Genomic DNA, 20,183 nt, shown 5'->3' on the forward strand with positions numbered 1-20,183 from the left:
TAGGAATTCTTGCAAACCTTATTCCTGCTGTACATTACAATAAAAAATGGCGATTTCGAGAGCCTCAACCACCATTTTTTTATTTCCATTCCCATCAAGGTTAGTTAGTAATCCATTTACATAAAATTCCATTTTCAAAACAATTATACTATTTTTACCACATGAATTGGTTTTCAAATATTTTCAAAAATAACAACAAACAAGAAGAAACCCCAATGAAGAAATTCCTTATCGTTGGCCTAGGTAATATTGGTGCCGAATATGTAAACACACGACACAATATTGGATTTAAAATATTAGATTATTTTGCCAGAAAAGAATCCATTTCATTTCAAACAGCAAAACTTGGTGATGTAGCAGAGTTTAAAACAAAAGGTCGTACTCTAATTTTACTAAAACCAAATACATACATGAATTTAAGTGGTAAGGCAGTAAAATATTGGATGGAAAAAGAAAACATTGAAAAAGAAAATATTTTAGTTATTACTGATGATTTAAACTTGTCTTTTGGAACAATCAGAATAAAATCTAAAGGAAGTGACGGTGGTCATAATGGTTTAAAAAACATACAACTTTTATTAAATTCAACTGAATATCCTAGATTTAGATTTGGTATCAGTGACGAATTTAAAAAAGGAAGGCAAGTAGATTACGTACTTGGCGAATGGAATGAAGAAGAAAAAACAAAACTACCTGAACGACTTGAATTGGGTAGCGAAATTATATCCTCTTTTGCTTTGGCAGGATTGGCAAACACTATGAATATTTATAATGGTAAATAATGGTATTCTTTTTGATTATCTTTATCTAATTAAATAAGTTAACAATGAAAAAACTATTCATAATCCCAACAGCAATTCTCTTTTCTTTCTGTTGCACAAACAAAGAAATAATGAAAAAAGAAGAAGAAAATAAAGTCGTTACAAAGACAGAATCTCCTTGTCCTTCTGACGGAGTTTGCACCACAGAAATACTGAAGAACAAAAGTTTAGTTATTAAAACTGACGAATTTGGATCAACGTATACACAAATTATTGATAGTGAAACTACTTCTGTAATAGTTTATCAGTACAATAGAATCGTAAAAGGTGATTTGCAAGACGCTGGTTACAGAGAAGAAATAATTTTTGAAATAAACAATAACGATACAGAACTGAATTTAACTAATAAGGAACTTCAACAAACAAAAATGCTTTTTGGAAGATTTTGTTTCTGCAGAGGACAAACAGGTTATTATAAAGTAGAAGAAGGTAAATTAAATCTAAAAAAAATAAACGAAAATATTAATTTAAATTTAGATTTTACTATTACTAAAGTTCCTCAAATAATTAAAACCATTACAACTTCTATAAACTAAAAAAGTCCCGATTAAATCGGGACTTTTTATTTATAATAGAATAATTATTCTACTACTATTTTCTTAACAATCTTTTTATCGCCATCTTGAATATTAACAAGATAAATTCCAGATTGTACATTGTCTAATTGAAGTGTTTGTTCAAACACACCATTATTTTGATATACATTATTGAAGATAGATCTTCCTCTCATATCATAAACTTCAACATTAATATCATTTCCTGTATTAGAATTAAACTTAACTGTAAAAGTTCCATCATTAGGATTTGGATATAATGAGAAGTTATCAAACCCAAAGCTTTCTGTTAATAATGTAACCGTTTGGGTACACACTTCAATACCCCAAGAATTCAATGTTCCATTATCTCCAGTATAAATATCATATACTCTCAATGTCCAATTACCTTGTGGATTTTGTCCTACGAAAGGAGCAAAACTCTCTCCTGGAGCAACATTTTGTAATGTAGTACCTCCAGCACCACAATCTAATGTTCCAGCACCGTCAAAAAATTTCATATTTAACGACGCATTACTATTTCCACAAAATCTATTAAAAACTTTTACGAAAGTAGTAGGATTTTGAGGACTACTGATGTCTGTAACAACATCTGATAAATAGGCATGAGTAATGTTATTGAAAACAGATACTGAACTAATTGAACCAGTTATAGGTACATTTACAGTCCCTATTTGATTAGCAGGAATACCAGCTGCAGTTACAATTGGCAAAGAAGTACCATTATAAGTATTACAAGAATTTACAACGGCATAACCAATAGCAATATTTTTAGAAACTGCATAAAAAATATTTCCAACTGCTTCAATTAAAATTCTACCTGTTGTTGAAGCTGGCCCAGGAACAACTATAGCTTGTGTTCCATCATTAGGAGTATTAGCAACTAATGTTGTAAAAGTAACACCTCCATCATTAGAAATTAAAATGTTTACATTAGCCGTATTAATTCCATTAGCAGTTGTACCTGCAACATCCCATGTAATTGTTTGAGAAGAACCGATAGGCCATGAAACATCAGGAACACTTGGGCTAGTAATTGTAAAAGGTCCAACACTTGCAGTTGTAACTGTCATATCATCTCTATTTGTCATACCACCGCCAGATCTATTATCCCTTACTGTTAAAGCAAAGTTCATAGTTCTTGCAACATTAGGTACTACTTCCCAAGTTGGTGCTAAATTACCATTTAAAACATCAGCAAATCTTGGCATATAACGATTTGGAGAAGTACTTGGAGAAACTGATCTGAAATTTGGTCCAGTTGTTGCAGTTTGAGTTGGTGGTTGTGTGCTTACTTGATTATTATATTGTTCCCAGCAGTATGTTAATGCATCACCGTTTGCATCAGTACTAGTTCCTTTTAAAATAAATGCAGTTCCTCTTGGTATAATATAACTTGGTCCTGCTTCAACTACTGGTGCAATATTACCATTTGAAGTTGCAATACCACATGAGGTTGAACCAACAACAAATGTTGTCATCTGTAAAATGCTTCTTGCATGGAAATAATCATTAGAATTTGTTTGAACATCTGGAGCACAAATACCTGCATAACCCATGATTGTGCTTCCGCTTCCTGGCTCAAAAGAAGAGTCAGTAGAACGATTACAATTATTATTTTGTGTGTGAGATCCACCCCACTGATGACCCATTTCATGTGCTGTATAATCAATATCAAAAGGATCACCAACTGGACTAAGCTGACCTGTAATCCCTCTAGCCTTTCCTGAACCACAAACCGATGCAAGTTGAGCAATACCTGAATCTGTGGTACAAAATCCATGCCCCATATCATAATTTGCAGAACCTATTGCTGCATCTACAATTGGTTGAATTTCATTAATCATAGCTGGTGAATTAGTGAAAGAATCAGAATCAATAAAAATAATTAAATCATTGTTCGCTACTAAATTCATTCTTAATGACATTTCTCTTTCGTAAACACCATTCAATCTTGTCATACTCACTACCATTGCAGATAATACAACCCCTTTTTTAACTGCTAAAGTTGCACTTGCTGGTGTTCCTGCTGCAGTTAAATGAAAAGCAGCATATTCTATAGTACACGCAATAGCTAAACGATATTGTCTAAACATTCCATCATTTACTCTATTACTTAAAACAGCTGCATCTATAGGAGAATTCCCATCATCACTCACCAAACATCCAAAATCTCTCGTCTTTTCGATATTCCTTTTACTATAAACGATATAATTATTTAAATCTTTAGTATAGGTATCAATATAGAATGTCCCAGACTTGCCTGAAAAAGACATTACATGAAGACCAAAATCAGTAATACTAAAGCGAATTGAAGAAGTTCCATCTTCACTTACTCCAGAATAAGACTTAATATTTGGATATTTATTTGCTAAACCTGCTTCCATCACTGGAGCATCAAAAATTTTATAACTAGCAAATTCTCCATTTTGATTTGGAAAGTCAACAATTACATTTGAAGTTCTTGCATTTTCAGAAGGAGCTTGTTGTAATTGTGCTTTTAAAGCATTGAAGTCAAGAGAAAATAATTGATATTCTCTTGGCATTGAAGCACGATCCATTTTGCTTAAATTTTTTACTCTTTCCTCTGTGGTTTTATTCCATAGAGAACCTTGACCAAAACTCGAAACAAAAATTAAAACCGCACTAAAAGTAAATAGTAAGTTTTTTTTCATAATGTTTTTATTATTAATTGTTCAAATTTATTAAAAAAATTGATAATTTCTCAATTTAGAATCAAAAAAAAAGAAGCCTCAAATGTTTATTAACATTTGAGGCAAAATATTTTAGCAAAAAAATATTACTTTTTAATTATCTTATCTGATTTCAAAAAGCTTTCTCCATTGTATATTCTTAAGTAATAAACTCCAGATTCTAAATCTTCGATATATACTTTATTATTAACTTCTTCAAGTTTTTGTGATTTTACCAACTGGCCATTTACATTATAAACCTCAACAAAATCAATAGAGGTGTGAGGAGATGTAATGATAAAATACTGAGAAACTGGATTAGGATAAACCGCAATAGCTTCAATTGCTCCAACTTCATCAAGACCAAGTGATGCACAACCATTTGAAGTTAACAAACTTGCTCTAGGTCCGTTCAATGCATTTCGCATTATTGTTTTTTGACCAGTTGTAAAAAATGCCATACAAGCATCATTAACATAATCCATATAGTTCATAAACATTGATCCATCTGATGTTGAAGTACAGGCATTAGTATTATCAGGAAAAGTAGGACATCCAAAATAAGGATTGTTTGTTTCATCCGTATCTGCAACTCCATCACTGTTTTCTGCTGTTCCACAAGCACTGCCATCATCTCCCCATGGATGTAACAAGCCAAAATAATGTCCTATCTCATGAGTTGCAGTTCTGCCTTTGTTAAAAGGAGCTGTCGCTGTACCTGTATTTCCAAAAAACTGATCTCCAATACATAAACCATCAAAAGCTTGACCTGCAGCTGATGGTAAATATGCAAAGCCTAACAACTGATTATTAGAAAATCTTCCTATCCAGATGTTTAAATATTTTGTTGGATCCCATGCGGTAAAACCGGCTGTTGTATAATAGCTGTTTTCAAAAACAAAAGACGAAGGAACTTGTTTTCTTTCAATACCAGTAGATGAATCTCCTGCAGGCGTTCTTGTTGCTTTGCAAAACAATATTTCTGTATCTGCACCCAGACCTTGAAAAGCGGCTGGTACAACTGAAGAAAAATCTGAATTTAATTTTCTAAAATCATTGTTCAAAATCGTTAATTGCGAATTGATTTGAGCATCACTAATATTCTGAATCGATGTTTTATACAAAACATGAAATACAACTGGAATTGTAACAACTACGTTAGCATTTTTATTAGATTGCGTTGTGTTGGGATTTTGTAAATAATCCATTGTTTCTTGATGATGAATAGCAAAAGAAGGATTATTTGCTTTAAGCTCGTTCATTTTTTCTGTAGTAGCACATGTTCGTTGCGAAAACGCATTTAACGAACTAATTGCTAATAAAATAAGAATAGTCTTTTTCATTTTTAAAATTTTTAAGATTCCAAAAGTAAATAAAAAAGGGAAGTAATTACTTCCCTTTAAAAAATATTTTTAATAATCGTTATTCAACTACTATTTTTTTAGTGATTTTCTTATCACCATCTTGAATATTAATTAGATAAACTCCAGATTGAAGATTGTCTAGCTGTAATTTTTCATTGAAAAATCCATTGTTTTGATAAGCTTTAGAAAACACTTCTCTTCCTCTAATATCGTGAATTCCAATTAAAATAGAATTGTTAGATGATGAATTAAATTGAATAGTGAATGTTCCATTATTTGGGTTTGGATACAATGCAAAATTTTCAAATATATTTTGATTAAGTGCCAATGCTGGTGCTGTATTACATAAATTTAAGCTCCAAGCATTAATTGATCCACCATCTTGTGCAAAAGAATCTAGTACTCTTAAAGTCCAAGTACCATTCATAGGCTCGCCATTAAATGCTGATAATGCTTGAGTAGGAATAACTACACCAGAAATTGCTGGATTGTTTCCGCAAACTATTGGAACACCTGCATCATCAAAAGTAGCTGTTATTCCAGCCAACGCTGCAACTGCACATGGTTGAGCTACCAATTGTACTTGCGTTCCTGATGGGCTTATTAATGTAATTGTCATATCATTTACCCAACTATGGGTAATATCAATTGTAACGTTTGCATCAGATATTGTATTGGTTTGTCCAGTAATATTCAATGTTGAATTAACTGTTGCATTTGCTGTTGTTGGTATTGTAACAGGAACATTTGTAGATGTAGCCGTTACACATGTAATAATACCTGTAACAAACTTATATTCTGAACTAAAATTACCTGTGCATGATGCACTTACTGGAGCAACTCTCCAAAAATAAGCTACACCTTGTACTAATCCATTTAAGTTGTAAACATTTGTAGTAACATTTGCAGAACTAATAATTGTATTAAAACCAGCGTCTGTAGCTACTTGAACATTATAAGAAGATGCACTAGGATTCACAGACCAAGTCAATGCAAGTGATGTATTTTGTGCTACTGCATTATTTGCTGGAGTCGATAATGTAACATCAGGTAAACCTAAATATAAGTGAAAAGGAACGGTTTTTACAACAGACCCAGAAGTTGCATTAACATTTATGTTATAAACTCCTGCTGGTGCAGTTAAAAGATTATCTATTGTCATTACAACAGTTCCATTTGAAGAACTTAAAGATGCTGGGCTAAAAGTCACATTTGTTCCAGCTGGATTTCCAGTTGCGCTAAAAGTTGTTGTTCCAGTAAAACCAGCTAACGCAACATAGTCAAAATTATAAGTTATTGATGATACAGAACAAACTAATCTACTTTGTTCGCTCGATTGAGTTACAGCAAATGTTGACGGTGCCGCAGTAATTGTAAAGTTTGCATTTGAAATATCAAAGAAAATATGTTGAAATCCTTTTACCATTATTCTATTACTATTTCCAACATTATTTGGAACAGTTACCACAGTACTTCCATTATTTGGAACTTTATTAGCTAATTGAATTGGGTAAGTTAAACCACCGTCTGTAGATAAATAAACATCTACGAATGGAGAGTTAACTCCATTTCCTGTTGTCCCTGCCACATCCCAAGTAACCGTTTGGTTTGTACCTACATTCCATGAAACTGCTGTGTTAGGTGCATTTACAACGAATGGTCCTGCTGCGGCATTAACAGTAACTGTCATATCGGTAAAGGCTGTTTGACCAACTTTTATTGGAGCTGTTGAACTATATGGTGAATTATCTCTTACAGTCAATCTGAAATTTAATGTTCTAGAAACCGAACTTAAAGCTTCAATTAAGACTCCAGCGTCTCCAGTGGTAGTTTCTGTAGTAGCAGAATTATCTATAACAGATGATAATGTAGGGAAATATCTAGTTGGACTTGATGTAGGTAAAAAAGAAAGGAAATTTGGTCCTATAGTTTTTGTAGTACTTGCCACACTATTTGCACCTGTAGAAGAGGCTCCGTCGTCATTTTGTTCCCAGCAATAAGTTAAAGCATCATTTACATTTGCATCTGTTGCGCTTCCTGTTAAAACAAAAGGAGTACTTCTTGGTATAGTGAAGTTTTGAAAAGGAGCAACGACTGGTGTTGCATTTGTTCCTGTTAATGATGTAGTAATCGGACACAACCTCGTTGCTAAATTATTCTGAATTTGCTCAATTGTAGTTTGATGAAAAATATCTATAGAATGATTTGCAGCATCTTGAGCTGTGATTCCTGCATAACCCATAATTGTTATACCAGAACCAACTTCTTTATTAACTCCTGCGCCTTCGTTACTATTGGAAAAAGTATGGTTTCCTCCTAATTGGTGGCCAATTTCGTGAGCAACGTAATCAATATCAAAAGTATCTCCTTGTGGAACACCATCAGATGGAGAGGTAATTCCTCTTCCTTTAGTTGCGCCTGTTCCTGCTGCAGTTCCATTAACGCAAACACAACCTATACAACCTGCGTTTCCACCACCACCACTTGCGCCAAACATATGCCCAATGTCATAAGCTGCATTATTAACTGCCAACGACGTACCTGTTCCTGTTAATGTAGTATTCAGAGCAATTTGTAATTGTGTATTCCAGTTTCCCATTGTTGTATATGGATCTGTAGCAGGATTGTAATAAATTACATTGGTTGAACTAGCTACTAAATTAAGATGAAGCGCTAAATCATTTTCGTAAATACCATTACATCTTGTTAAAGTTGCATTGAATGCGGCAAGAACTAAACCTACTTGAGCAGCACTATTTGCACCAAAAAAATTTGAGTATTCTGCGTTACATGATTGAGCTAAACGCATTGTTTTTAATTGTCCTGCGTTTGACAAAATCGTTGGATTTGTTGAAATTCTGTGATTTAAATCTTGAACTAATTTTTGTTCTTCAGTAGAGCAAGTCCAAGCTAATCCACCTTTTTGTCTTTGTGATTTAAAAACTGCATAAGTTGTATGATCTTGAGAATAAGCTTCAATGAATTCACTTTCTTTATCAGCTCTAAAAACCATTGTTTGAATTCCTTGAGGAGAAATACTTAGTTTTAAAGTTGCATATCTATCTGTAATACCTTTTCCTGAATAGGCTCTAATTTCTGGAAATTGTGCTTGCAAATCTGGTTCAAAATTAGAAGCTTCATAAACTTCAAATTCTTCAATACCTCCATCAGCATTTGGAAGAGATATTATAGTTGAGCGAGTGGTTGCTCCATTCGCAATAATTGAAAACAATTGTTGTCTTAATGGTGTAATATTTAAATCAAATAATTTAAAATCTTTAGGGAAAGATAGCCTTTCAGCAGCTTTATCTTTATTGATTATTCTATCGTTAGGATTATGAGAAATCCAAAAGCGGTTAGATTGTGAATACCCTATTGTACTAAGTATAAGAGTAATCAAGGTTAATAGTGTAGTTTTTTTCATAAATTGAGTTAGTTTAATAAGGCGGTAAATATATAAAAGGTTGTTTAATAAAAAAACTAAAAAACTAGATTTCATATATTTATGAATTAAAAAAAATTCAAAAAACACTATAGTAGCCTATTCACTTAATTTTTTAGTATCAATATAAATAAATTACCTTTGCAGCTAAAATTTATTTTTCTTGAAAACCTTTAGCAATATTAAAGAATATAATAGTAAAAAATCGGTTGTTACCATTGGTACTTTTGATGGTGTTCATATCGGGCATAAAAAAATTCTTGAAAGAATAATTTTTAACGCTAAAGAACTTAATTGTGAAAGTGTTGTTTTAACCTTTTTTCCTCATCCAAGAATGGTGCTACAAGATAATTCTGTTGTACAACTTCTAAATACTGTAGATGAAAAAACACTACTTTTAGAAAAAACAGGAATTGATAATTTAATCATTCATCCATTTAATCAAGAATTTTCAAGACTTACAGCCGAAGAATTTGTTAAAGAAATCTTGGTCAATCAGCTTAATATTAGAAAAATAATTATTGGATACGATCATCGTTTTGGAAGAAACAGAACTGCTAATATCAATGATTTAATAGTTTTTGGTAAAGAATACGGATTTGAAGTAGAGCAAATTTCAGCTCAAGAAATAAATGATAATGCGGTAAGTTCTACCAAAATTAGAAATGCCATTTTAGAAGGAAACATAACTTTGGCTAATAACTACCTTGGTTACAATTATTTCTTTTCAGGAATTGTTGTAAAAGGAAAACAACTCGGTCGCACTATCGGATTTCCAACTGCTAACATTAAAATTAACGAAGATTATAAGTTGATTCCGAAAAACGGTGTTTATATTGTAAAAAGTAATTACGATAAAAAAACAATTTTCGGATTAATGAATATTGGCACAAGACCAACAGTTGATGGAACAAATCAAACTATTGAAGTCTTTTTTCTGGATTTTGATAAAACTATTTATGACGAAACCTTAACTATTGAAATTATTGAATTTATTAGAGAGGAACAAAAATTTGATTCTTTAAACGACTTAAAAAATCAAATAAATGAAGATAAAATTTTTGCTGTAAATTATATAAATACCCACTTTTAAATCATTGTTTGTTACAAAGTAATTAACTACTTTTGAAACATCATTAAATATCCTTATCAATGAGCATTACAAAACATAATTGGACTAAAGAAGAAATTATAGCGATATACAACAAACCATTAATGGATTTAATGTATGAAGCAGCTACTATTCACAGAGAACATCATGATCCAAATGTAGTTCAAGTTTCTACATTATTATCTATAAAAACTGGTGGCTGTCCAGAAGATTGTGGTTATTGTCCACAAGCAGCTAGATATCATACAGACATAGAAGGCAACGATTTAATGTCGGTTAGCCAAGTAAAAGCGCAAGCTCTAAGAGCAAAATCGAGTGGTTCATCAAGAGTTTGTATGGGTGCCGCTTGGAGAAATGTAAAAGACGGACCAGAATTTGACCAAGTTTTAGAAATGGTTCGTACCATTAATAAACTAGAAATGGAAGTGTGTTGCACTCTTGGAATGTTAACTGAAAATCAAGCGCAACGTTTGGCAGAAGCTGGTTTGTATGCTTATAATCACAACTTAGATACTTCTGAAGAATATTATAAAGAGGTAATTTCAACTCGTGGATTTGAAGATAGATTACAAACAATAGACAACGTTCGTAAAACTAATGTTACGGTTTGTAGTGGTGGAATTATTGGAATGGGAGAATCTATAGAAGACAGAGCCGGAATGCTTGTGGCGCTATCGACTTTAAATCCTCAACCAGAATCGGTGCCTATTAATGCACTTGTAGCTGTTGAAGGAACGCCAATGGAAAATGAAAAACCAGTTGAAATTTGGGAAATGATTCGAATGGTTGCCACTACAAGAATTATAATGCCAGAAACTCAAGTTAGACTTTCTGCTGGTAGAACTGAAATGTCTCGTGAAGGTCAAGCTATGTGTTTCTTTGCTGGCGCTAATTCAATTTTTGCTGGTGACAAACTTCTTACAACACCAAATCCTGATGTGAATGAAGACATGAAAATGTTTGAAACTCTTGGATTACAACCTCAAAAACCTTTCATCAAATTGATGCAACCAACAACTGTTGAGGCGGAAGATTCGCAATTTCAAGCTTTGGGAGAAAAACCTAAATGGTCTCGTCCGGAACACAAAATTGAAAGAAATTTAGAAGCTTCTGGAAAAGGAAAATAAAAAATCTAAAGCATAAAAAAAGTCCCAACCTTTAATAAGATTGGGACTTTTTAGTTTTAAGAAACTAACTAAAGAATTACTTTTCTAGTAACAACTTCACCATTTTCTAATTTTATTTTCACAATCAAAGCTTGATTTGTAGCTGTAATATTATTTAGTATTAAATCGTTTGAAGCAATATTAGTTTTCTTTAAAATTTCTCTTCCTAAAACATCATAAACTAATACTTCACTCAATGATTCATTTATAGATTTAATTTTAATTTGTCCATCATTTGCAGATACAAGAACTGAACTATCAATAGATTCGAAATCTTGATTACTCAATGCTGCTGTTGTATATCTTAAAACAAATCTATCATTGAAAGTTCCAACTGATGATGTAAAGTTATAAGGCGCTTGTCTTAAATCATGAATGATATTTAACTGCTTATCTTCTAGATAAATATCTTGATTTTGCTCAAATAAACCATCTACTTTCTTAATAGCAATAGTATGATTTCCTGCAGCAACAATTCTGATTCCCATTGGAACAAGATCAAAATTATTGAAAGGTAATGGTCGTCCTTGAATAATAAACGGCTCTGAATTGATGATGGAAAACATACTTAGTTCTGATGTTGGTCTAAAAATACAATCATACAAATGGTCAACACCTAGGGTTGAACTTGTTGAATATCCTAACAATGTTCTGTCCATTTGTCCAGAAGTAGTATTGATAATATCCAACCAAATTCTGTGTTTTTCCTCAACAGGACCAACAGTATTTGTTGAAACACCTCTAAAGAAATCGGTATTATCATACTGAACCATTGAAGCATCACTTCTCATATTATTAGTAAAAGTTATGGTATTTGGAGTTGCAGTTGTATGAAGCATGTTCACCATAAATCCTTGTCCAGAAGCTATTTTTCCTGCAAAAGTATCTGGATCTGTTGAACCTAAACCATTGTATTTGATATAGTCTGAAGACGAATAATTGTACTGATAATTATTATAAAAAGGACTAACATTTGAAGTAGGATTCAAACCGTGTGTCCAAATCCATACAGCACCTTCTATTTTCGTTTGATTTTGAACCAAGAACTCTTCAGCATCAATTGCTGATGGATATGGATTTCCAACCAAATTCCAATTGTCATCAAATCTTGTTGTCAATACGTTATTTGGATTGGTTAAATCAGCATCATAGTCTGCTCCATTATAATTTCCTCTATAAATATCAAAATTGAATTGACCATTATGAGGTTTTCCTGTAAAGATTGTACTTAATCCAACTGGTGTTGCAGAACCATTAGAAGCTCTAGCAATATATCCTTTTCCTTTTGTCATATTTCCAGATGCTGTTGCCCAATTTCCTAAAGTTCCGTTAGCATTTGCAAATAAAGTATTCCATTCGTAACGATTATTAGTTGGAACGCCAGTAACTGCAAAATTTTCTGTTGGTGCACTCCAATAAACATAATCAAAATTCTTAGCTTGTGCAGTTCTTGTTAGTTGAAATTTGGTTCCTGTAAATACACCTGTATTGTTATCTGTTTCGTCAACTTGAATAAATTGTCCGTTATTAGCAATTGACAAATCTCCATTGTGATTTAATCTTCTATAGGCAAATACAAATCCATTTGAATCAATATTTAAAGCTCTTGTTGCGTTAATTGTTAAATCACCTTGAGCAATTAAATCATTAGAAATAGCAGTGTTAAAGTCATTATCTAAAACTACATTGTAGAATAATTCTGTTCCTCTTGGAGCAACATTATTTATTACTTGTGCAACGCTTCCTCTAAAATGAATAGTGCTTTCGCCTTGATCAAAATTAGTTTCTGTACCATTATTATTCCAATTTCCATACAAATAAAGTTGCCCATCTGGCGTTCCGTTAGAACCATCATTCATGTCTAAAGTTCCAGAAGCTCCGATAGTAACATTTCCGTAAACTTCCAACTCATTATTAGGATTTCCTTGAATAGTTAATCTTCTTCCGTTGATGTTAAGATTGTTACAAACCGCCAAATCAGCATAAAAATCTGAATAGGTTGCTGTGTAATCTATTACTGAATTATTAATAGAAGTTACATTATCTATAATTACATCAACAGTTTCATCTGGAACAGTTAATCTACCCCAATTGGCACAATTGAACCAGTTGGTATCAAAATCACCAATCCATTGACCAGCAGTTTCACTAGCTCCAATGATAAAGGTTTTCCCTGCTCTTGTAGCCAAATTACTTGTTGCATCAATCGTATATCTGCTATTGCTTATTGTCCAATTAGTGGTAACATTTGCAATTCCTTGAATAATGTTTCTTACTGAAGTGGAACCATGTTGTGCTGAGTTTTCATAATAACCCACAACATTATTAGAGGTACTTTCAACATTAAAGCACGTTAATGCCGCTGGTAATCGAGATTGCCTTTGAAAAGTTGATCCAACTGAACCATCGCATGCAGTTGTTAAGGGAATCCAACCAATTTTTAACGTAAAACCATGTAACAATGTTCCAGATAATATATAGTTAGCTTCTGTGGGCTCTGTAGTACCATCATACACAAAATTACCTTGAACTAAGTATATTTGTTCTCCAGCATTTGCGCCTGTCGATATATTTGGGGCAGAAATTGCTGTTACAAAAGGTAATGTCCTTGTAAAATCGTTAATTCTATTTGCGCTAACTGTTGTTCCTGTAATTACTAAAATTGAGCTAAAAACTCCTGTAGTCCCATCTGTTCTAAAAACTAATACAGAACCTGCTGGAATTAATGGTTGACCTGTATTGTAAGTTATATTTACAACTCCAGGCGTAGAACTCGCATCGTCTCCTGATCCACCCCATTTGTCAGTTCTTACATTTGCGGCCGCACCAGCTTCGTATCTTGAATTTACTATAGAGAACGTTGTACCAGCAATTATATCTACCATCGTAGCTACCATATACTCATCGTTTTGACCAGAACCTTCTACCTGTCCATCAAATCCGACAAACATTAATTCACCTGGTTTAAAAACGGTTGCTAAATTAGGCGTAAGACTTACCTCTACACCACTGCTCCACTCTAATCCATTTCTAACAAATATCTCAAAATAATAGGTAACGCCATTGGTCAATCCTGTAACAGTTACAAAGTTTCCTGCATTGTTGAAAACAATACTGTTATTTCCTGCATAAACAGTATTGGGCATATAAGCACTTCCGTTTCCAGATGGAGTAAATGTTATCCCTGGTGCTGTTGTTGCAACTACTAAAATCTCATTATAACATAGTGCGTTAGGAGAACTCCAAGTAATTGTACCAGAAGCATTTGCTGGAGAACTTCCTGCTCCTGAAACATTAGGTAAGTTTATGGTTTGATTTGTTGTCGTAGCTGAAGTTGAATAAATTGATGTTGCACCATCGTTTTTGTATGCATATACTGCAAAAGTATAATTTACACCTTGGGTTAAACCAGTTATTGTTGCAGTTGTAGCGGTACCAATATATAAAACTCTTGACAAAACAGCAGTTGAACCATAGGTTGGCGCTAAAGTATAATTAGAATTAAATGTTTGAGAAGATGCTATTAGCGATGTTACTGCGTGAGGTGTTGCTGCTTCTCTAACAACTAACATATAACCATCAAAAGTGCCAGTTGCAGGTGGCGACCACGATAAAGATTGTGTGGTATTAGTTGTACATATTTCGGTTAAAGCAATTGGAGTATTTGGAGCAATTGGTCTAATGGTTTGGAGACCTCCAACAGTTGTTGAACCAGATTTTATTGTTGCTGGAGTTGAAATAAAAGTAACATTACCATTAACTAATGTATTAACTCCTATTGTATTTCCTATTGTTGCAGTAGCAGAAATATCAGCTGTTATAAATATATATCCTGTTGTGCCAGCTGTTATAATTTGAGACGTAAAACCTGAGAAAGCTTTTGGCCCAGCGACAGTTGGAGCTAGAATAGTACTTAAAGTTGCGTCGCCAGCATCTAGTACATTGTCTGTTGAATATCTTGCTTTTAAATTAGTAATATCTGTGGTTAAATAGGTACCTGTGGTTGTGCATGTCAATCCTGCTAAAGTAGTATTTGCAAGTGTAATTGATAACTGAAATTTATATAAAACATGATCTGTAACACCTTGAGAGACATTTGCAGCCGTTACTTGAGTTCCATTATTTGCCATTAAGGAAGCTGGACTAATTGCTGTTGTTGTAAAGCTTCCAAGTAGTTGTGTTAAATTATAACAAGTTCCTAAAGTATTATATTCATAGATTGCAAAATGATAAGTTGTACCAGAAGCCAAAGAAGTAAGATTAACGGTTGCTAAAGGACCATTGTATACTACAAAATTTCCTGATCCAATTTGAGAACCTGATCCAAATGCTGCGTTAGCTGTGTAAGTTGTTCCACTTACTGGATCAGCATTAACAGCGCTACCAGCTCTTGCTACTACTAAAACATTATTACCATTACCTCTTGTCCAACCTATAGTTGCAGTGGTAGTGGTTATTGCAGGACTTGTAAAAGTTGATGCTTGGGTTGTTGGAGAGGTACAAGCAGCTGTTACTGTGCCATTGAATGTAAAATCATTAATGCTAAAAGTTGTAGTTGCTGCAGTTAATCCAAATGAGTAAATTCTAAATGTGATAGATGAAGTTATATTTTGATAAGTACCTGCTGACAAAGAAATGGTTGTTCCTGTGGTAGTGGGTGTACCAATATTAGTAGTAAAACCATCTACGCTTGATCTAAAAACATGACTAGCGGTTCCTGATGAAATTTGAGAAGTATAAACAAAACTCACAAAATTCATTTGATAACCTGCATTTGGGGTTAATGTAAACTCAAAATAATCATTGGAATCTAGAGTCGTAGTACTCCATCCGTCTGCATTATATCTATTTGATGCTGCAGTACCATTGATTCCAGAACCTCTTCCTATTCCTGAAACAGTTATATTAGGATCAATAGTTTGACCAATTATATATGGGTTGTTAGTATTTGGATCAACGCCGGTAATTGGATTTGTAAAAATTGATTGCCCAAAAGAAAAACAACTAAACAAAAGCGCAACAATAAGTAATTTAAATTTCATAAAAATGAATTTAGTTTTTTTTTAATTTTTCAATAACAATTTGGGACTACAAAATTACTTCTAATCCACACAATTTCAATACTTTTGCGTTATTAAATTATTAACAAATTTCATGCCTTTTTAACGTTTTGAGCTCAAAATCAACTAGTTCTGTAGAGGATATTCTACAAAAGATGGAATATTACTGTTCTTACCAAGAAAGATGCCATATTGAAGTGTCCGAAAAGTTGCGCAGTTTTGTTTTAAATCAAGACGAAAAAGACCGAATAATTGTTCATTTAATTGAAAGTAATTTCCTAAACGAAGAACGTTTTGCGTCGATTTTTTCAATAAGTAAATTTCATCAGAAAAAATGGGGTAAAATTCGAATCAAAAACGAATTGAAGGCGAGAAAAATTTCAGATTATTTGGTTACCAAAGCGCTGAAGGAAATCCCATCGGAAGAATATGAAATGACTTTCGAAACTTTAGCAGAAAAACATTGGGAATCCATTACCGAAAAAAACGATTTGAAAAAACGTAAAAAATTCTGCGATTACTTACTTCGTAAAGGATGGGAAAGCGAAAGGATTTATGAAAAAGTTAAGGAGTTGGAGAAATAGTTTTCAGTGTTCAGTGTTCAGTGTTCAGTGTTCAGTGTTCAGTGAAATTTACGGAATCTGATTTTATTTTTTGTGTTTTTTTGTGTTTTTTGAATTTTGAATATTCAACTTGGAATTTTGAATTTTGAAGTTTTAGAAATCTTTTGACAACAAAATGCTTACTGCATTTCCTCCAAAACCTACTGCATTAATTAGTACTTTTTTAATTTCTTTTCTTATGGTTTGCTTTTCAGCAAATGGTACTTCGATGAATTGATTGTGCTGCATCATCATAATTGCCATTTCCATGTTTAACATTCCTGATGCGCCAAAGGTGTGGCCTACTTTCCATTTGTTTGTGGTAAGCATTGGATGATTTGCTTGTGCTGAGCCTGTCGAAGTGCCAAAAACTTTTAGAATTGCTTTATACTCAGAAGTATCACCTTTCAAAGTTCCTGGTGCGTGCATTACTATAGCGTCAACATCTTCTAATTTTGTGTTTTGTAACGCCATTTTCATGGATTTTTGAAAACAATTAGCTTCGTCTGAAATTGAAATATTGTGTTCAATATCGTCTGTTGCATAACCAATTCCTTCTATGTAAGCTAATGCATTTTGGTTTTCTCCAACTTCTAAACAAGCAACAGCCGCACCTTCACCAAGAACCATAGTATTTTTAGTTTTTGTAAAATCGAAAGCTCTACATGGATATTCGGAAGTTTGCTTCGCCAGTTCGCTATTGCTCGAGTCTTTAGAATAAATTTTTAAAGCGTGCATCTGAGCAATAGTGAAATCGGTCAATGGTGCTTCGCTTCCGCCTACTAAAAATTTGTTTGCCATTCCTGATTGTAACCAAGCTACAGCATTTAAAACTGCGTGTAAAGCTGTTGAACACGTTATAGAATGGGATATTTCTGGTCCGTTGTTTTTTAAATCGTGTGCTACCCAAGAAGAAATATTTCCAAGAGTTGTTGTTGGTGATGCTAAGGTTGACGTTTTTCCGGTTTCGAGAAATTCTTTGTGGTGTTTTTCAAATAATTGTGTAGCGCCACGAGAAGAACCAATGTTGATTCCGAAGTCGTCACCTTTTTTCCAACCTGCATTTTTTATTGCTTGTCTTGAAACTAAAATAGCAAGTAAAACGGTTTCGTCTAAAGCTTTGTACTTAATTTCACTTTTTTTTAATTCTTCAATTTCTTGTCTGATTTCTTCTGGAATTGTGGCTACAAATTGTGGCGTTCCATTAAAGTCTTTGGTTGAAATTAAGGTTTCATTTGAAAGATAATTGCGCCAAATAGCCTCAGGATTTTTTCCTAATGGTGAAATGGATGCTAAGGATGTTATGGCAATTTTTTCTTTCATGTTAAATAACACAGAGATTCACAGAGGAATCACAGAGTTTTAAGTAAAAATAAAGTCTTTGATTTTTGCTTTGAATATTTGTTTAACGAATGCAAATTTAAACTATTTCCAAAGCATTTTCGATGGTTTGATAGACTTTTTGCAATTGATTTTCGGTGATGATGTATGGTGGCAAAATATAAACTATGTTTCCAACAGGTCGTAAAATTACTCCGTTTTCGATGAAGAAATTGTAGAGTTTGTTGCGCATAGTTCCGTAGTAACTTTCTTGGGTTTCGGTTTTGATTTCTAGGGCGAAAATTACTCCGAGCACTCGAGTAGTTTTTATTTTTGGATGGTTTTTTATTTTGGATTGAAATGCTAAATGCGATTGATGAACCGTTTGAATATTTTGCTGGATTTCATCGGTTTGTAATAGTGAAATACTGGCTAAAGCTGCAGCGCAACCTGTAGGATTTGCTGTAAAAGTGTGTCCGTGAAATAGCGCTTTGTCGGTGTCATCATGGTAAAATCCTTCGAAGATTTCTTGAGAGAATGTCGTGATTGCCATTGGAATTGTTCCGCCAGTTAATGCTTTAGACAAGCACATCATATCGGGCTTATTTTCTAGATAATCACTAGCGAAAGTTTTTCCTGTTTTGCCAAAACCTGTCATAACTTCGTCAGCAATAGTGAAGACGTTATTTTGGTTACAAATAGCAATTAATTTATCTAAAACTTCTGCTGAATACATTACCATTCCTGCAGCTCCAAGCACTAATGGTTCAAAAATAAACGCTGCAAATTCATTGGTTTTTACAAGATTTTCTAACGTTTTTATAGTTTGGTCTTCGTTGCCTTGAGTTGGAACCGGAATGCGAACAACTTCTAAAAGCGAACCTTTGAAAGCTTCTGTAAAAAAAGTAATTCCGCTGGCAGCCATAGCTCCGAAAGTATCACCGTGAAAAGCATCTTCGAAAGCGATGACTTTAGTTTTTACTATTCCTTTATTATGATTGTATTGCAAAGCGACTTTGATACCTACTTCAACAGCAGTGGAACCATTGTCTGAATAGAAAATTTTCTGTTGATTGGAAGGTAGAATTTCCATTAGTTTTTCAGATAATTCTACGGCTTTATTATGAGTAAAACCTCCAAACAACACATGTTCTAAAGTAGTTAATTGCTCATAAATAGCATCCGCCATAACTTTGTTGGAATGTCCGAAAGGATTCACCCACCAAGAAGCGATGGCATCGATATATTCTTTACCGTTTTCATCCCACAACAATGCGTCTTTTCCTTTAACGATTGCAGGAAAATCGGCTACTGTTTTGTGTTGTGTGTATGGATGCCAATTGTGTTTTTTGTCTCTTTCAGATAAATTCATAGGGTAAAAATATTACACAAAGATACACAGAGAATAGCACAGGGTTTCACAAAGACTTTATAAATTTTGGAGATTTTCTCGAAACAAATCAGCGTAATATTGAATTACATTTTGATCGAAATAAGGTTCGTTGTCAATTCTTCCAATGAATTTGGCTTTGGTTTTATTCAGAATAATTTCTTCGGTAGCTTTGTTTTCATCACCTGAAAAAATGATTCCTGCTACTTTCAAATTTCGGCTTTTTAAAGCTTCAAAAGATAGTAATGTGTGGTTGATGCTACCAAGATAATGGCGTGAAACCAATATTATTTTGTAATCGGGTTGGATTAAATCGATAATGGTATCGTTGTCGTTTAGCGGAACTAATAATCCGCCTGCGCCTTCTACAATAAGATAGTTTTTAGTTTTGGGTTCGACGATTTTTTTTAAATCTATTGTAATTCCGTCTATTGCAGCTGCTAAATGTGGACTTGCTGGTGTATTTAGTTTATAGCTGTTTTCGTGAATGATGGTTTTATCATTACAAATATAACGCTGAATTTTATGACTATCAGAATTGTCTAAATCGCCTGCTTGAATAGGTTTCCAATAATCGGCTTCTAATGCTTGAGTTACTATGGCTGATGTTATGGTCTTACCAACATCTGTTCCGATTCCTGTGATGAATAGTTTCATAGT

General features: G+C 33.3%; 12 protein-coding genes. 5 read left to right on the forward strand and 7 right to left on the reverse strand.

The genetic code is table 11. The annotated features are described in order from the left end of the window. The first annotated feature begins 161 nt into the window (after positions 1 to 161). Both pth and ACIQ06_RS02000 read left to right on the forward strand, forming a co-directional pair. Complete coding sequence (gene pth / locus ACIQ06_RS01995) at positions 162 to 782, forward strand: aminoacyl-tRNA hydrolase (RefSeq protein WP_396143539.1); 621 nt, start codon at positions 162 to 164, stop codon at positions 780 to 782. A 44-nt stretch (positions 783 to 826) separates the two neighbouring features. After that, complete coding sequence (locus tag ACIQ06_RS02000; protein ID WP_396143541.1) at positions 827 to 1,357, forward strand: hypothetical protein; 531 nt, start codon at positions 827 to 829, stop codon at positions 1,355 to 1,357. Between the two features lie 44 nt (positions 1,358 to 1,401). Here the strand turns inward: ACIQ06_RS02000 and ACIQ06_RS02005 are convergent, their stop codons facing one another. The 3 genes from ACIQ06_RS02005 to ACIQ06_RS02015 form a co-directional block, all read right to left on the reverse strand. Beyond that, positions 1,402 to 4,050, reverse strand: coding sequence for a reprolysin-like metallopeptidase (locus ACIQ06_RS02005; protein WP_396143543.1), 2,649 nt, complete (start codon positions 4,048 to 4,050; stop codon positions 1,402 to 1,404). A 125-nt stretch (positions 4,051 to 4,175) separates the two neighbouring features. Continuing rightward, positions 4,176 to 5,411, reverse strand: coding sequence for a M43 family zinc metalloprotease (locus ACIQ06_RS02010; protein WP_344817291.1), 1,236 nt, complete (start codon positions 5,409 to 5,411; stop codon positions 4,176 to 4,178). Positions 5,412 to 5,490: 79 nt separating this feature from the next. Continuing rightward, entirely contained in the window at positions 5,491 to 8,856 is a 3,366-nt protein-coding gene (locus tag ACIQ06_RS02015; protein ID WP_396143546.1) for a reprolysin-like metallopeptidase, read from the reverse strand. 181 nt (positions 8,857 to 9,037) lie between these two features. Between ACIQ06_RS02015 and ACIQ06_RS02020 the strand changes: the two genes are divergently transcribed. Both ACIQ06_RS02020 and bioB read left to right on the forward strand, forming a co-directional pair. Then, positions 9,038 to 9,967 carry a bifunctional riboflavin kinase/FAD synthetase gene (locus ACIQ06_RS02020; protein ID WP_396143548.1) on the forward strand — a complete coding sequence of 310 codons (930 nt, stop codon included), beginning with the start codon at positions 9,038 to 9,040 and terminating at the stop codon, positions 9,965 to 9,967. Between the two features lie 59 nt (positions 9,968 to 10,026). Continuing rightward, positions 10,027 to 11,112: a biotin synthase BioB gene (gene bioB / locus ACIQ06_RS02025; protein WP_396143550.1), complete on the forward strand. Its 1,086-nt coding sequence runs from the start codon at positions 10,027 to 10,029 to the stop codon at positions 11,110 to 11,112. Between the two features lie 68 nt (positions 11,113 to 11,180). Here bioB and ACIQ06_RS02030 read toward each other — a convergent pair whose 3' ends face one another. Further along, entirely contained in the window at positions 11,181 to 16,193 is a 5,013-nt protein-coding gene (locus ACIQ06_RS02030; protein WP_396143552.1) for a T9SS sorting signal type C domain-containing protein, read from the reverse strand. 173 nt (positions 16,194 to 16,366) lie between these two features. On the opposite strand from ACIQ06_RS02030, the gene ACIQ06_RS02035 reads away from it, so the two are divergent. Next, positions 16,367 to 16,795, forward strand: a complete 429-nt coding sequence (locus tag ACIQ06_RS02035) for a regulatory protein RecX (RefSeq protein WP_396143555.1) — start codon at positions 16,367 to 16,369, stop codon at positions 16,793 to 16,795. A 132-nt stretch (positions 16,796 to 16,927) separates the two neighbouring features. Here ACIQ06_RS02035 and ACIQ06_RS02040 read toward each other — a convergent pair whose 3' ends face one another. The 3 genes from ACIQ06_RS02040 to bioD all read right to left on the reverse strand — a co-directional run bounded on the left by ACIQ06_RS02040 (position 16,928) and on the right by bioD (position 20,180). Then, positions 16,928 to 18,136 (reverse strand): beta-ketoacyl synthase N-terminal-like domain-containing protein, encoded by a 1,209-nt coding sequence (locus ACIQ06_RS02040; RefSeq protein ID WP_396143557.1) that lies wholly within the window; start codon positions 18,134 to 18,136, stop codon positions 16,928 to 16,930. 97 nt (positions 18,137 to 18,233) lie between these two features. Then, a complete protein-coding gene (bioA, locus tag ACIQ06_RS02045) occupies positions 18,234 to 19,505 on the reverse strand; it encodes an adenosylmethionine--8-amino-7-oxononanoate transaminase (protein WP_396143559.1) in 1,272 nt (423 codons plus the stop codon). Positions 19,506 to 19,562: 57 nt separating this feature from the next. Beyond that, positions 19,563 to 20,180, reverse strand: a complete 618-nt coding sequence (gene bioD / locus ACIQ06_RS02050) for a dethiobiotin synthase (protein ID WP_396143561.1) — start codon at positions 20,178 to 20,180, stop codon at positions 19,563 to 19,565. Positions 20,181 to 20,183 lie beyond the last annotated feature (3 nt).

The organism is Flavobacterium sp., from assembly GCF_044341265.1.
Classification (GTDB): domain Bacteria; phylum Bacteroidota; class Bacteroidia; order Flavobacteriales; family Flavobacteriaceae; genus Flavobacterium.

Coding starts and splice junctions, on each gene's coding strand:
- pth (WP_396143539.1), top strand. CDS start 162: ATGAATTGGTTTTCAAATATTTTCAAAAATAACAACAAACAAGAAGAA.
- ACIQ06_RS02000 (WP_396143541.1), top strand. CDS start 827: ATGAAAAAACTATTCATAATCCCAACAGCAATTCTCTTTTCTTTCTGT.
- ACIQ06_RS02005 (WP_396143543.1), bottom strand. CDS start 4,050: ATGAAAAAAAACTTACTATTTACTTTTAGTGCGGTTTTAATTTTTGTT.
- ACIQ06_RS02010 (WP_344817291.1), bottom strand. CDS start 5,411: ATGAAAAAGACTATTCTTATTTTATTAGCAATTAGTTCGTTAAATGCG.
- ACIQ06_RS02015 (WP_396143546.1), bottom strand. CDS start 8,856: ATGAAAAAAACTACACTATTAACCTTGATTACTCTTATACTTAGTACA.
- bioB (WP_396143550.1), top strand. CDS start 10,027: ATGAGCATTACAAAACATAATTGGACTAAAGAAGAAATTATAGCGATA.
- ACIQ06_RS02030 (WP_396143552.1), bottom strand. CDS start 16,193: ATGAAATTTAAATTACTTATTGTTGCGCTTTTGTTTAGTTGTTTTTCT.
- ACIQ06_RS02035 (WP_396143555.1), top strand. CDS start 16,367: ATGGAATATTACTGTTCTTACCAAGAAAGATGCCATATTGAAGTGTCC.
- ACIQ06_RS02040 (WP_396143557.1), bottom strand. CDS start 18,136: ATGAAAGAAAAAATTGCCATAACATCCTTAGCATCCATTTCACCATTA.
- bioA (WP_396143559.1), bottom strand. CDS start 19,505: ATGAATTTATCTGAAAGAGACAAAAAACACAATTGGCATCCATACACA.
- bioD (WP_396143561.1), bottom strand. CDS start 20,180: ATGAAACTATTCATCACAGGAATCGGAACAGATGTTGGTAAGACCATA.